We start from the raw sequence: 14808 nt of genomic DNA on the forward strand, positions 1-14808 counted from the left end.
ACCATCGCCGACAGCGCCGCCGGCACCGGCGTCTGACAGTTCCCAGTCCGACCCGCCGCGCCCACCACCGTCGTTCCCGATCCCACGGAGGCCCTGGTCCATGAGCAGCACCCTGATCACCACACTCGCATCCCACGGCTCGACCCTCGCGGGCGCGCTGCTCCAGCCGAGCCAGAACGGTCCGGCGAACGACACCCCGAACCGTGGCACGACCTCGGTGCCGGCCGGTGGCTCGGGTGCGGTCTCGGGCAGCGCGTGGAGCATCGGCGAGTGGATCGGGTACTCGGCGCTCATCGCCATCTCGGTGCTGCTGACCTGCATCGCACTGTCCACCCTCTGGTGGATGCTGCACGCCTGGCGCTCCCGTGACGCACTGAAGTCGACGAGCTTCAGCACCGACCCGCTGCCCGCCGCACACCGCTTCACGCTGCTGGTCCCCGGTCGTCACGAGCAGGATGTCATGGGGCAGACCCTCGACATGCTCGCGATGCAGGACCACCCGGACTTCGAGATCATCGCCATCGTCGGCGAGGACGACCCGGAGACCGACCGCGTCGTCCGTGAGGCAGCGGCGCGCCACCCGGAGCTCATCCGCGTGGTCGTCGACGACACCCTGCCGAAGAACAAGCCGAAGGCGATGAACCTCGCGCTGCAGTACGCCACCGGCGACATCGTCGGCGTGTTCGACGCCGAGGACGAGGTCTACCCGAAGCTCCTGACGCTCGTCGACTCCCGCTTCCAGGAGACCGACGCGGACGTCGTGCAGGGCGGCGTCCAGCTGATGAACTTCAAGTCGAGCTGGTGGAGCCTCCGGAACGTCCTGGAGTACTACTTCTGGTTCCGCTCGCGCCTGCACTTCCACGCCGAGTCGAAGTTCATCCCGCTCGGTGGGAACACCGTCTTCGTCACCAAGGAACGCCTCGACTGGTCGGACGGCTGGGACGCGCACTGCCTCGCCGAGGACTGCGAGCTCGGCGTGCGGTTGTCCGCGGACGGCGCGAAGGTCGTCGTCGCGTACAGCCCGGAGGCGGTCACCCGCGAGGAGACCCCGCCCACGTTCACCTCGCTCCTCAAGCAGCGCACCCGCTGGAACCAGGGGTTCCTCCAGGTCCTCGCGAAGGGCGAGTACAAGAAGCTGCCGACCGCGAAGCAGCGCTTCTTCGCCCGGTACCTGCTGATCATGCCGTTCGTGCAGGCCGCGACCGGACTCCTCATCCCGCTGAGCGTCCTGATGATCGTCTTCGTCAAGGTGCCGACCGCCATCGCCCTGGTGTCCTTCATCCCGGTCGCACCGACACTCATGCTGCTGGCCGTCGAGATCGTCGGGCTCGGGGAGTTCGGGCGCATCTACAAGGAGAAGGTCCGGATCCGCGACTACGTCAAGCTCGTGCTCGGACTCATCCCGTACCAGATCTTCCTCGCCGCAGCAGCCGTGCGGTCCGTCGTCCGGCACGCCCGCAAGCAGAACGGCTGGGAGAAGACGGAGCACACGAACCAGCACCGCTCCGCACAGCCGCAGGTCACCGGGTTCCCGAGCGCCGTGACCGACCCGTCGGCAGGCCAGTCCGCCGGGCAGCCGGTCCTCGCCATGGCCGGGACGACGAACGGAGATGACCGATGAGCGCCGGAACGACCCACCCCGCGGCGGTCCGCACGACCCCGACCGTCCGCGCGAGAGCGACGCAGCAGTCCGGCATCGCGCGCTGGTTCGCCGTCCACGCCAGGAACATCGCCTGGATCACCCCGGTCCTCGCGATCGCGGCCGTCGTCCAGTCGATCAACATGACCGGCAACCCCCAGCGCATCGACGACGAGGGCACCTACACCGCGCAGGCGTGGGCGATCTCGCACCTCGGCGAACTGACGCACTACACCTACTGGTACGACCACCCACCGCTCGGCTGGATCCAGATCGCCGGGTACACGCAGTTGACCGGGGCGTTCCTCCGCTACCCGTTCGCCGTCGACGCAGCCCGTGAGGCGATGGTGTTCTTCACCGTCGTGTCCGCCCTGCTGCTGTTCGTCCTGGGCCGCAAGCTGCGGCTCTCCCGCGCCGGTGCGATCGTCGCGCCGTTGGTCTTCGCGCTCTCGCCGCTCGCCCTGCAGTACCACCGCACGGTGTACATCGACAACGTCGCGACCCCGTGGCTCATCGCTGCGTTCGTCCTCGCCCTCAGCAAGCGCCAGCAGCTCGCCGGGTTCGCCGCTTCGGCCGCGTGCCTCGGCATCGCGACGCTCTCCAAGGAGACGTACCTGCTCGCCCTGCCGTTCCTGGCGTGGACGATGATCCGGAACAGCGACCGCAGCACCCGTCGGTACACGCTCAGCGTCGCCGGTGCCGTCCTCGTGATCATCGGTGGCGGGTACCTGATGCTCGCAGCGGTGAAGGGCGAACTCGTCCCCGGTGCCGGGCGGGTGAGCCTCCTCGAGGGGATCACCTACCAGCTCGCGTCCCGGAACGGCAGCGGATCCATCCTCGACACCTCGAGCCTGGCCTTCGACGCCGCGAAGCAGTGGTGGCAGCTCGACCCGACGTTCATCATCGTCGGTGTCCTCGCCGCGGTCGTCGGGCTCTTCCTGAAGCGCATCCGTCCGATCGCCGCGATGATGATCTTCCTGCTCGCGATGATGTTCCGCCCGAACGGGTACCTGCCGGTGCCGTACGTGATCATCCTCGTGCCGTTCGGTGCGCTGCTCATCGCGTACGCCGGCGAGCGCGCCGTGATCGCGGTGATGGGCATCAAGCGGAAGCGCGTCGCCCTCCGCCGTGCCGTCGGCGTGACGTGGCTCGCCGCCATGGCCGCCGCCCTCGTCGTGGCGGTGCCGCTCTGGACCGGGCAGCTCCGTGGGTTCTTCCTGACGAACCTCGACCAGCCGATGCAGCAGGCCGAGACCTGGGTCGGCGACAACGTCGACAAGAGCTCTCGACTGCTGGTCGACGACGCCATGTGGGTCGATCTCGTCAATGACGGCTTCGCCAGGAACAACGTGATCTGGTACTACAAGCTCGACACCGACGGCGCCGTCATCAAGCAGTCCCCGAACGGTTGGAAGGACTCCGACTACGTCATCACGACGGACTCGATGCGGACCGGCGGGAACTCGTCGGCCGACGTCGCGAAGGCGATCAGGAACTCCACGGTCGTCGCGAGCTTCGGGACCTCGAACCAGCAGGTCGACGTCCGACGGATCCACTCCGAGGGGCAGGCGGCCGCCGACCAGGCGATCACGAAGGCCTCCGACCTCCGGAAGACGATCGGCACGCAGCTCTCCGAGAACCCGTCGCTCGACGCGAACGCCGGCACGAAGAGCCAGTTCGCGGCCGGCCAGGTCGACCAGCGTGCGGTCATCGTCCTCGGCCAGCTGCTCTCGGCCGGCACGGTGCACGTCGATCGGTTCACGCCGATCGAGGGCGAGGACGGACAGGTCTTCCGACGGGTCGTCCTCGAGGGGTCGTCCGTCAGCGACACGCTCCGCATCGAACAGCAGATCCGCGCCATGGACGGCACCTACGCACCCGAATCGATCGACCGCGACGGCAGGCAGCTCGTGCTGACGTTCTCGGCCACCGACCCGGCGACCTCGGTCGTCACTCCCACGCCATGACGCTCGGGGTCCCACCCCGAACGCCCCGGCACCCATCCACGACGCGGACGTCCCATCCGCGGACAAGGAGCAGCACGATGTCAACCCGAGACGCAACGACCTCCACCATCCCCACCCAGCGCCGCCGTGGGCGGTTCGCCCTCGTCGGCGGGATCGCACTCGCGGTCGTCGCCGCATCGATCGGCATCGGCGCGCCGGCGAACGCCGCGGAGTCCGACGGATGGCTCCGCGTGGCGCACCTGTCGCCCGACACCAAGGGCGTCGACGTGCAGCTGTCGAACCTGTCCGGCGGTGCGAGCATCTTCGAGCTCGACGACGTCAAGTACGGGCAGGTGAGCGACTACAAGGAGCTCGCCGCCGGCACCTACGTGCTGTCGATGCGCGCCACGAACGCCCCGGACTCGACGCCGGTCATCTCGACCGACGTCACGGTCAAGGCCGGGTCCCCGACCACCGTCGTGGCGTACGGCAAGAACAAGTCGTTGAAGACGGCCGCCTACACCGACGACCTCACGGCGCCGGCGGACGGCAAGGCCCGACTGCGCCTCGTGCAGGCCGCCACGAACGCCAAGACGGTCAGCATCACCACGACCGAGGGCACGAGCGTGGCCAAGGACGCCAAGTTCGGCACCGCGACCCAGTACGCCACGATCGGCGCCGGCAAGTGGTCGCTCAACGTCCGGGGTGGCGGGCAGACCGGTTCCGCCGACGTCGACCTGGCGAGCGGCTCCGTCTCGACACTGTTCGTCCTCGACAACGCCCAGGGCAACCTGACGGTCGTCCCGGTCGTCGACAGCGCCTCCGTCGGGGCGACCCCCGTCGGCGGTGTGCAGACCGGCGGTGGCGGCGCAGCCGCGACACCGATCGACACGATCGGCCACGGCATCGCCAAGGCCGTGAACACGCTGGTGCGCTGACCGGACCCGCACGTCAGGTTCCGGACCGCGTTCCGGACAGGAGGCACGGGGCGGCCCCGCACCGCGCCTCCCGTCCGTCACCGTGCCGTCCGACGACCGGACAGCACCTGGAGAACCCGACCACCGACCGACGCACTGACCACACGGGCCGCCCGCATCGCGGGACCGTGAGCCCGGAGAGGACAGCATGACGAGGAAACAGTGGATCCCCATCGCCGGCATCGCGGCAGCAGCGGTGCTCGTCACCGGCGGCATCGCCGTGGCAGCGGTGCACCCGTGGAGCGGCGACGACGGCCCAGCGGGGACGGCAGCCGAGCAGCCCAGCTCGACCGCGACCTCCGGAACCGCGGAGGATGCCGGTCGGTCCGCGGCGACGCTCCGCAGCGACTTCATCGACGACTACGTGCAGGGCGGCCGTGTCGTGCGCACCGACCAGGGCGGCGACACCGTGAGCGAGGGACAGGCCTACGGCATGCTCATCGCACTCGCGTCCGACGACCGCTCGACCTTCTCCGACATCTGGACCTGGACGAGGAAGCACCTGCAGGGCGACGACCATCTGCTCGCATGGCGTTGGCAGGTCGACGGTGGCACCGCGGACGAACAGTCCGCGAGCGACGCCGACCTCGATGCCGCCAGGGCACTCGTCCTCGCCGGCAAGCGGTTCGACGAGCCGTCCTACACGAGGGCGGGCACGCAGATCGCCGGAGCGATCCTGGCGAAGGAGACCGTGATGACCGACGTCGGCCGGATCCTCCTGCCGGGTCCGTGGGCGAAGACCGGCGACCCGTACAAGTACGACGCGTCCTACGCCTCCCCGGTGGCGTACTCGCTGCTGTTCGCGGCGACGGGCGACGACCGCTGGAAGGAACTCGAGACCGGCTCCCGTGCCGTGGCCGAGAACATCCTCGCGAAGACCGACCTGCCGAGCGACTGGGCGCAGGTCCACCAGGACGGTTCGGTCGACCCACTCGCCTCGCCGAGCGGCGACAGCGGACCCGTCGTGTACGGATGGGACGCCATGCGCATGCCGCTCCGGTTCGCCGAGTCGTGCTCCGCGGACGACCGGACGATCGCCGGCAGCATCGCTCCGACACTCCGCAGGTCGACGCAGCTCGCGGCGCAGCTCGACCTCGGTGGCACGGCCGTCACCGACTCGACGAGCGCGCTGGCGTACGCAGCCCGTGCCGCGAGCGAGCAAGCCTCGGGATCGACGAGCGCTGCCACGAAGGACCTGGCGCGTGCCGACCGCACCGCTGCCACGACGCCGACCTACTACGGCGACGCTTGGGCGGCGCTCGGCGCGACCATGCTGACCTCCGACGCGCTCGGCGGGTGCGCCGCCGACGGTGGGAGTGCATCGTGATCCGGCTGCCGAAGTGGGGATGGGTGACCATCGCCGCCGCTGTCGTGGTCGTCGGGGGAGGCGCCGGCCTGACCGCGGCGGTCGCGATCGGCCGGGAGGCCCCGCGCGCGTCCGTCTCGCAACCAGCGTCCGATGCGACGAGCACCGATGAGCCCTCGTCGTCGTCCTCGGCGGCACCGCGCGGGAACAACGCCGCGGACGGTCCGCAGGACCCCACCGCGAACGAGACGTCGTCGACCGCCGCGGACGCAGTCCCGGTGTCGGTGCACATCCCGTCGATCCACGTCGATGCGAACCTCGAGGACCTGCACAAGGACGCCGCCGGTGCGCTCGAGCCGCCGACCGAGTGGAACGACGCCGGCTGGTACAGCGACGGCGTCGTCCCGGGCCACGTCGGTCCGGCGATCATCGCCGGCCACGTCGACTCGCTGACGAGTGCCGCGATCTTCTACGACCTCGACGAACTCGCCGCCGGGGACGCCGTGACGGTGTCCATGTCGGACGGCACGACGCTCTCCTTCACGGTGCGCAGCTCGCAGCAGGCCGCGAAGAACGCCTTCCCGACGTCGAACGTCTACGGCACGACCCCGACACCGGAACTGCGCCTGATCACCTGCGGCGGGACATTCGACAAGACTGCCGGGCACTACACCGACAACCTCATCGTGTTCGCGGACCTGAACACCGCCTGATCGATCTCGCAGCCCCACATCGTCGGAACACCGTGCATCGCGGTGTCCGCCCCAAGCTCGACCGCTACGGTCCGAAGGAACACCGAAGGAGCCCGCATCATGATCGACACCCTGGTCGTCATCCCGACGTACGACGAGGCGGACAACGTCCGCATGATCGTCGAGCGAACCCTCGCCGCCTCGGACCGTGTCGACGTGCTCGTCGTCGACGACAACTCGCCCGACGGCACCGGTGACATCGCCGACCGGCTGGCCGCCGCCGATGGTCGGGTGCACGTGCTGCACCGCACCGAGAAGAACGGTCTCGGCGGGGCGTACCTCGCCGGGTTCGCGTGGGGTCTCGAGCGCGGCTACGAGCGACTCGTCGAGATGGACGCAGACGGCTCGCACCACCCGGAGTACCTGCCGGCCATGCTCGAGCTGTCCGAGACCAACGACCTGGTCCTCGGCTCCCGCTGGGTCAAGGGCGGCGAGGTCGAGAACTGGCCGCTGCACCGCGAGCTCCTCTCCAAGGGCGGCAACCTGTACTCGCGGCTCGCCCTCGGGATCCCCGTCCGCGACGCGACAGGGGGCTTCCGGGTGTTCACGTCCGCGGCGCTCCGCCGCATCGACCTCACGGGCATCGCGTCGAAGGGGTACTGCTTCCAGGTCGACCTCTGCTGGCGTGCGCTCGAGGCCGGGCTCAGTGTCGTCGAGACGCCGATCACGTTCACCGAGCGCGAGTTCGGGGTGTCGAAGATGAGCGGCAACATCGTCCGCGAGAGCCTGACGCTCGTGACGCGCTGGGGGATCGACCGCCGGGTGCGCGAGGTGAAGAGCCTCGTGCTGCACCGTCGTCGCCTGCCGTCCGTCCGCGCGAACGCCCACGTGGCGTAGGGACCCGTCCTGTCCCTGCCCGCACGACGCCAACTTGGCCGGTTCTCGCAAAGGTATTGCTCTGCGAGAACCGGCCGAGTTCGTGTTCTGCGGAGGGGCCGGGGGCCGGGGAAGCGGGGCCGGGGAGCCGGGGAGCCGGAGGCTCGGGTGGCATGATCGACGCATGTTCGTCGTGCGGAACCGCTGGGCCAAGGCCGGACTCGTCGTCGCCGTGTTCGTCGTCGTGTCGATCATCGGCCGGGCCCTCGGGTTCGTCCCGGGTCCGACCGGGGCCATCGTCGTCGCGGTGCTGCACTGCCTCGGGGTCCTCGCGCTGACGCGGGTGTTCCGTGGACCGGAGGAGTCCGACGCGCCGCGGCCGGGGTGGCGCATGACGGCGACCTCCGGGTGGTCCTCCGGCCTCGGCACGCTCTGGCTCGTGAGCGCGTTCCTCGGGGTGGTCACCGCCGTCACGGGACCGCTCCTCGGCACGTCGGCCGACACCGCGGCCTCGATGGGCATCTCGACACCGGCGTACTTCGTGGTGCTCGCCGTCGAGATCGTCGGCCAGGTGGTGCTGCTCGTCCTCTTCGTCCGGTCGGGCCGGAGGCTGCGGGCGCTCGCACAGACGGCGCCGGCCCGGCCCACCGGGGCCGGGCCGCGCCTCCCGTCCTGATCAGAGCGCTCCGCGCCTGGCGGAGGGGGACCGGCCTAGCGGACGACCGCGACGCCCCGCCCGTGGAACCGGAGGCATCCGGTGGACACCTCGACACCGTCCGTCGCGAAGAGCACCTCGGAGGAGCCGCCGCCCACCGGGACCGGCACCGGGACCTCGGCGGTGTCGTCGAGGAAGTTCACCGCGACGTGGATGTCCGACCGTGACAGCACGAGCCACCGGCGGTTCTCGCTGAACTGCACCGAGACGGCGCCGTACCGCCAGTCGACCAGGGCCTCCTCGCGGCGACGCAGGGCGATGAGCGCGCGGTAGGCGTCCAGCACGCGGGTACCTCGACCCTCGAGCGTCTCCTCCCACCGCAGCTTGGAGTTCTGGAACGTCGCCGGGTCCTGCGGGTCCGGGACGCTCGACTCGTCCCAGCCCATCTTGGCGAACTCCGCGATGCGGCCCTTCGCGGTCGCCTCGCCGAGGTCCTTCTCCGGGTGCGAGGTGAAGAACTGCCACGGGGTGCTCGCGGCGAACTCCTCGCCCATGAACAGCATCGGTGTGAACGGCCCGAGGAGCGTCAGCGCGGCGGCGACGACCAGCCCGTCCTCGTCGAGCGTCGCGGCCAGGCGGTCCCCGGTCGCCCGGTTGCCGATCTGGTCGTGGTTCTGGTTCGCGACGACGAGGGCCGTCGTGGGCGAGGTCGCGCGGTCGATCGGCTGCCCGTGCACCGACTCGCGGAACGACGACCAGGTGCCGTCGTGGAAGAACCCGCGTTCGAGCACCTTGGCGAGCGCACTGAGCGGGGCGAAGTCGGCGTAGTAGCCGGTCGTCTCACCCGTGAGCGCGACGTGCACCGCGTGGTGGAAGTCGTCCGACCACTGACCGGCGAGCCCGTACCCGTGCGCCTCGCGCGGTCGGAACATCACCGGGTCGTTGAGGTCCGACTCGGCGATGAGCGACAGCGGCCGTCCGACGTGTGCGGAGAACGAGTCGGTCTCCTCGGCCATGACGGCGAGCACGTGCGGCCGCGAGGTGTCGCGGATCGCGTGCACCGCGTCGAGCCGGAGCCCGTCGACGTGGAAGTCGCGCAGCCACATCCGCACGTTGTCGAGCACGAACCGCCGGACCTCGGGCTCCTCGACGTTGACGGAGTCGCCCCACGTGTTGCCGAGTCCCGCGATGAGGTACGGGCCGTACAACGGCAGGTAGTTGCCGCTCGGTCCGAGGTGGTTGTACACGACGTCCTGGACGACACCGAGCCCGAGTGCGTGCGCCCGGTCGACGAAGCGCTGGTACGCGGCCGCGCCACCGTACGGCGCGTGCACCGCGAACCAGTCGACGCCGTCGTAGCCCCAGTTCCAGGTGCCGTTGACCGCGTTCACGGGCAGCACCTCGACGAGGTCGACGCCGAGCTCGACGAGGTGCTCGAGCCGGTCCGCCGCGGCGTCGAGCGTGCCCTCGGTCGTGAAGGTGCCGACGTGCATCTCGTAGATCACGGCGCCGCGAGCCTGGCGACCGGTCCACGCCTCGTCGGTCCAGGCGAATGCATCGAGGTCGACGACCTCCGAGGTACCGTGCACGCCGTCGGGCTGCGAGAGCGTGCGCGGGTCGGGGATGACCGCGTCGTCGTCGCCGATCCGGTAGCCGTAGCGGGCTCCGACGACCGGTGTCACCGCGTCGGTCGACCACCAGTCGCCGTCGCCCCTGGTGAGCGCGTGCTCCGCATCGTCGACGACGAGTCGGACGCGGTCCGCGTCGGGAGCCCAGACCTCGTAGCGTCCGGCGCGGAACGGGCCGGTCCGGAACGTGGTCGCGGTGGGGTGGCTCATGCGTGTCCCTCCAGGATGTCGATCTCGGCGGCCTCTGCGGCGGCGGAGCCGTCGCCGACGGCTGCGGCCGAGCCGTCCGGCGTGCCGGCGGTGCTGCCGGCCTGTGTTCCGGTCGACGTTCCGCTCGGACTGGAGGCACTGCTCACGCTGCGAGCGACGGCTCCCGGTTCGTCCGGGGTCGCCTCCGCAGGCGCCAGGAGCGCGACGGGGTACGTGCGGAACAGGTCCGCCACGCGGATCCCGCGACCGGCCGGGAACCGCCGCCCGGTGAGGACGTCGACGCGCTCCGCCGGCACCGGGTGGATCATCGTCTCGGCCCAGCCGCCGCTCTGCTCGAGGCCGATCGGCATGCGGGTCACCGCGGTGACCGCGCCACCGCGGTCGAAGGCCACGACGTGGTCGGCGGTCGGTCCGGACGCGGACACCGGGACGTAGCGCGGGAAGAGCTCGGGGCGGTCGCGGCGCAAGTGGAGCGCAGCGGCCGTGACGAGGAGCTTCGCCGCACCAGAGGCGTCCACCGGGGGGAGCGCACCGTTCTGCACGCTCGCGAGCAGCCGACGACGCTCGGTGAAGTCGACCGACCGACGGTTGTCCGGGTCCACGAGGGAGCGGTCCCAGAGCTCGGTGCCCTGGTAGACGTCGGGGACACCAGGGGCGGTGAGCTGCACGAGCTTCATCGCGAGGCCGTTCGTCCAGCCAGCGGTGTCGATGAGCCCGTCGATGCGATCGAGCTCGGCGACGACCCGCGGGTCGTCGAACACGGCGTCGACGAGGGCGTGCATGCGCTCCTCGAACACCTCGTCCGGAGCCGTCCACGTGGTGCTGTTCCCGGCTTCGCGCGAGGCCTTCTCGGCGTAGGCGTGGAGCCGTTCGCGGGAGGCCGGCCGGGAGCCGACGATCGCCTGCCACAGGAGGTTCGCGAACACCCCGTCGCCGATGGGGGCCAGGGCGTCCAGGCGCTCGAACGCCGCGGTCCACTCGGCGCCGAGTTCACTGAGCACCGTGATGCGGGCGCGGGTGTCCTCGCTCCGCTTGGTGTCGTGTGTCGTCATCGTCGTCATGGTGTTCGGCCACGACGCGAGGCGGACCTGCTGTGCCTCGTGGAACCCCGCGGGGGTGACCGCGAACGCGGACGGGTCGGCCCCGACCTCGTTGAGGCTCGTCAGGCGGGAGTACCGGTAGAACGCGGTGTCCTCGACGCCCTTCGCCATCACCATGCCGGTGGTCTGCTGGAGTCGGACGGCTGCCGCGTGATCCGGGTCGGCGAGGAACGGCGCGATGCGGTCGATCACCGGTGCGAGCTCGGGCCGCGTCCGGCAGGCCTCCTCGAGGGCGTCGACCAGCCAGTGGTCGGCCTCGGGCAGGTACGTCCGGTAGACGTCGAACGTCGCGGTGATCTCGGCGAGGGCCTCGACGAGTGCAGGACGGCGGACGTCCGGCACGTCGGGGCCGAGGATGCGCGCGAGCCGCTGCACCTCGCTGCCGAGGATCCCGTCGGCGATGCCACGCCGGGTGCCGTTGATGAGCGCGTGCCACGAGAACGGATCGGACTCCCCGCGGAGGCGGGAGTCGAGCGATCCGAGTGCCTCGGCACCCGCGGGGTCGACGAACAGCCGGTCGACGAGCCCGAGGGCGTCGTACCCGGTCGTGCCGTCGACGGGCCACGACGCGGGCAGCTGCTCGCCGGGCTCGAGGATCTTCTCGACGAGGGTGTAGGCGTGGTCGGTGAGCTCGGCCAGGTCGGACAGGTACCCGGCGGGGTCGTACAGTCCGTCCGGGTGGTCGATCCGGAGGCCGTCGACGAGCCCGTCGCGGAACCACTCGCCGACGAGTGCGTGCGAGGCGGTGAAGACCTCGGGGGCCTCGACCCGGATCGCGGCGAGGGTGTTCACGGCGAAGAACCGCCGGTAGTTGAGCTCGCGGTCGGCGCGCCTCCAGTGCACGAACTCGTAGTGCTGCCGGTCGTGCACCGTGCGGACGTCGTCGCCGGCGTGCACCGTGCCGGGCGCGGTCGGGTAGGGGGTGCTGCCGACCATGAGGTGGTCGTCGACGAGCTCGATCGAGTCGAAGCCGTCCTCGCCGGACCCGGGGGTCATGTCGTAGTCGAGCACGGGGATGCGGATCCGACCGGATGCGGCCTCCCAGTCGACGTCGAACGCGTCGGCGAGGGCCGAGCCGCGGCCGTTCGTCAGCAGGTCGTTCCACCAGGCGTTCGTCGACGGGTCGGCGACGCCCATGTGGTTCGGCACGATGTCCACGAGCACACCGAGGCCGGCCGAGTGCGCCGCGAGGGTGAGGGCGCGGAACGCCTCGTCCCCGCCCCGGGAGTCGTCGACCCGTCCGTGGTCGACGACGTCGTACCCGTGGTCGGACCCCGTCTCGGCCTGCAGCACGGGGGACAGGTAGAGCCAGTCGGCACCGAGGGCGGCGACGTAGTCGACGACGTCCCGGGCGGCGGACAGGTCGAAGTCGGCCCGGACCTGCAGTCGGTAGGTCGACGTCGGAACGCGGTGTGCGCCTCCGTGGCGGTTCATGCCTGCTCCTCGTTGTCGGTGGTGCTGCTGCTACTGCTGCTGGCGTCGGCCTCGATCGGGGATGCCGGTGCGGGACTCGACGGCGTGGTCGCGTCGACACCCTCGGCGGCCACGACGCCGGCGCCCGCTGCGGTCCCACCGGTCGCGGGGACCGTCGGTGCGGCGGACGGCGCGGTCGTGGTGACGTCCACCGGGGTGCTCGTCGGCTCCTGTGGCGGCTCGGCGCGGAGCACCAGCATCGAGCGCGCGGGCACGTCGAGCGGAGCTCCGGCATCGAAGACGTCGCCCTTCTCGGTCGGGTCCGCGGTGTCGATCCGGATCATCCAGTGCGGTGCGTACTCGTCCGGCGGCAGCGTGAACGTCACGGTGTCGTCGTGCGCGTTGAAGTACATCAGGAAGTTCACGTCGGTGACCCGGCCGCCCCGGGCGTCGCGCCCACGGATGCCGTCGCCGTTCAGGAACACGCCGACGCTCTTGCCGAACCCGGAGTCCCACTCCTCGGGCTGCATGGCTTCGCCCTCGGGGGTGAGCCACACGATGTCGGGCAGCGGCTCGTCCTGGCCGCGGCGGACCGGGCGCCCGTTGAAGTACCTCGTCCGGCGGAAGGTGGGGTGGTGGCGCCGGAGGCGGACGACCTCGCCCGTGAAGGCGATGAGGTCGTCGTCGGCGTTCGCCCAGTCGATCCAGCTGAGCTCGGAGTCCTGCGCGTACACGTTGTTGTTCCCGAGCTGGGTGCGGCCGAGCTCGTCGCCGTGCGCGATCATCGGCACGCCCTGGCTGAGGAGCAGCGTCGCCAGGAAGTTCCGTCGGCGCTGGAGTCGGAGCTGCGTCACCGCCGCGTCGTCGGTCGGACCCTCGACCCCGGAGTTCCAGGACCGGTTGTGGCTCTCGCCGTCGTTGTTGTCCTCGCCGTTGGCGTCGTTGTGCTTGTCGTTGTAGGACACCAGGTCGAGCAGTGTGAAGCCGTCGTGCGCGGTGATGAAGTTGATGCTCGCGACCGGGCGGCGGCCGTCGGACTCGTACAGGTCGGCCGACCCCGAGATCCGCGAGGCGAACTCGCCGAGCGTCGAGGGCTCGCCGCGCCAGAAGTCCCGGACGGTGTCGCGGTACATGCCGTTCCACTCGGTCCACTGCGGCGGGAAGTTGCCGACCTGGTACCCGCCGGGACCGACGTCCCACGGCTCCGCGATGAGCTTGACCTGCGACACGATCGGGTCCTGCTGGACGAGCTCGAAGAAGGTGGACAGGCGGTCGACCTCGTAGAACTCCCGCGCGAGCGCCGACGCGAGGTCGAAGCGGAAGCCGTCGACGTGCATCTCGGTGACCCAGTAGCGGAGGGAGTCCATGAGCAGCTGCAGCGAGTGCGGGTGACGGACGTTCAGGGAGTTCCCGGTGCCGGTGTAGTCCATGTAGTACCGGGGGTCGTCGTCCATCAGCCGGTAGTACGCGGCGTTGTCGATGCCCCGGAAGGACAGCGTCGGGCCGAGGTGGTTGCCCTCGGCGGTGTGGTTGTAGACGACGTCGAGGATGACCTCGATGCCCGCGTCGTGGAGGGTGCGCACCATCCACTTGAACTCCTGGACCTGCTGCCCGCGGTCACCGGCGCTCGAGTACGCGGCCTGCGGCGCGAAGAACCCGATGGTGTTGTAGCCCCAGTAGTTGCTGAGCCCCTTGTCCTGCAGGGTCGAGTCGTTGACGAACTGGTGCACCGGCATGAGCTCGATCGCCGTGACGCCGAGCCGCTTGAGGTGCTCGATGATCGCCGGGTGCGCGACGCCGGCGTAGGTGCCGCGCTGCTCTTCGGGCACGTCCGGGTGCGTCTCGGTGAGGCCCTTGACGTGTGCCTCGTAGATGATGCTCTCGCCGTACGGGGTCCGCGGCGGTCGGTCGCCCTGCCAGTCGAAGAACGGGTTGATCACCACGCCCTTCATCATGTGCGCGGCGGAGTCCTCGTCGTTCGTGGAGTCCGGGTCGCCGAACGTGTACGAGAACAGCGACTGGTCCCAGTCGATCTCGCCGCTCGTCGCCTTGGCGTAGGGGTCGAGGAGCAGCTTGGCCGGGTTCGATCGGTGTCCGGACGCGGGGTCGTACGCCCCGTGCACGCGGAAGCCGTACGCCTGCCCCGGAGCGACGCTCGGCAGGTAGGCGTGCCACACGTAGGCGTCCACCTCGATCAGGTCGATCGCCGTCTCGGTGCCGGCGTCGTCGAAGAGGCAGAGCTGCACCCGGTCCGCGACCTCACTGAAGATCGCGAAGTTCGTCCCACTCCCGTCGTAGGTGGCGCCGAGTGGGTAGGGACTGCCTGGCCATGTCTGCAAAGGGACCTCCTGGTCGTGGACCTGGCC

At 70.3% G+C, this 14808-nt stretch carries 10 protein-coding genes; 7 read left to right on the forward strand and 3 right to left on the reverse strand.

The window, feature by feature from the left end:
• The first annotated feature begins 100 nt into the window (after nt 1-100).
• The 7 genes from ASF23_RS10210 to ASF23_RS10240 all read left to right on the forward strand — a co-directional run bounded on the left by ASF23_RS10210 (nt 101) and on the right by ASF23_RS10240 (nt 8112).
• A complete protein-coding gene (locus tag ASF23_RS10210; RefSeq protein WP_082474014.1) occupies nt 101-1621 on the forward strand; it encodes a glycosyltransferase in 1521 nt (506 codons plus the stop codon).
• The gene (locus ASF23_RS10215; protein WP_055952601.1) at nt 1618-3606 is read left to right on the forward strand and encodes an ArnT family glycosyltransferase; all 1989 of its coding nucleotides are present in this window, start codon (nt 1618-1620) and stop codon (nt 3604-3606) included. The genes ASF23_RS10210 and ASF23_RS10215 overlap by 4 nt, the downstream gene beginning before the upstream one ends.
• A gap of 77 nt (nt 3607-3683) precedes the next feature.
• A complete protein-coding gene (locus ASF23_RS10220; protein ID WP_055952604.1) occupies nt 3684-4523 on the forward strand; it encodes a DUF4397 domain-containing protein in 840 nt (279 codons plus the stop codon).
• Nucleotides 4524-4710: 187 nt separating this feature from the next.
• Nucleotides 4711-5889: a glycosyl hydrolase family 8 gene (locus tag ASF23_RS10225; protein WP_055952607.1), complete on the forward strand. Its 1179-nt coding sequence runs from the start codon at nt 4711-4713 to the stop codon at nt 5887-5889.
• Entirely contained in the window at nt 5886-6581 is a 696-nt protein-coding gene (locus ASF23_RS10230; RefSeq protein ID WP_055952610.1) for a class F sortase, read from the forward strand. Before ASF23_RS10225 ends, ASF23_RS10230 begins: the two co-directional genes overlap by 4 nt.
• Nucleotides 6582-6680: 99 nt before the next feature.
• A complete protein-coding gene (locus ASF23_RS10235) occupies nt 6681-7457 on the forward strand; it encodes a polyprenol monophosphomannose synthase (protein ID WP_055952613.1) in 777 nt (258 codons plus the stop codon).
• A 163-nt stretch (nt 7458-7620) separates the two neighbouring features.
• Nucleotides 7621-8112: a hypothetical protein gene (locus ASF23_RS10240; RefSeq protein ID WP_055952616.1), complete on the forward strand. Its 492-nt coding sequence runs from the start codon at nt 7621-7623 to the stop codon at nt 8110-8112.
• 35 nt (nt 8113-8147) lie between these two features.
• Here ASF23_RS10240 and treZ read toward each other — a convergent pair whose 3' ends face one another.
• From treZ to glgX, 3 genes are read right to left on the reverse strand one after another with little or no spacing between them, the layout of a single operon-like run.
• Nucleotides 8148-9929 (reverse strand): malto-oligosyltrehalose trehalohydrolase, encoded by a 1782-nt coding sequence (gene treZ / locus ASF23_RS10245; protein WP_055952619.1) that lies wholly within the window; start codon nt 9927-9929, stop codon nt 8148-8150.
• Nucleotides 9926-12463, reverse strand: a complete 2538-nt coding sequence (treY, locus tag ASF23_RS10250; RefSeq protein WP_082474017.1) for a malto-oligosyltrehalose synthase — start codon at nt 12461-12463, stop codon at nt 9926-9928. Before treY ends, treZ begins: the two co-directional genes overlap by 4 nt.
• Nucleotides 12460-14781 carry a glycogen debranching protein GlgX gene (gene glgX / locus ASF23_RS10255; RefSeq protein WP_082474018.1) on the reverse strand — a complete coding sequence of 774 codons (2322 nt, stop codon included), beginning with the start codon at nt 14779-14781 and terminating at the stop codon, nt 12460-12462. Before glgX ends, treY begins: the two co-directional genes overlap by 4 nt.
• Between the last annotated feature and the right edge of the window lie 27 nt (nt 14782-14808).

This window comes from Curtobacterium sp. Leaf261, assembly GCF_001422205.1.
Classification (GTDB): domain Bacteria; phylum Actinomycetota; class Actinomycetes; order Actinomycetales; family Microbacteriaceae; genus Curtobacterium.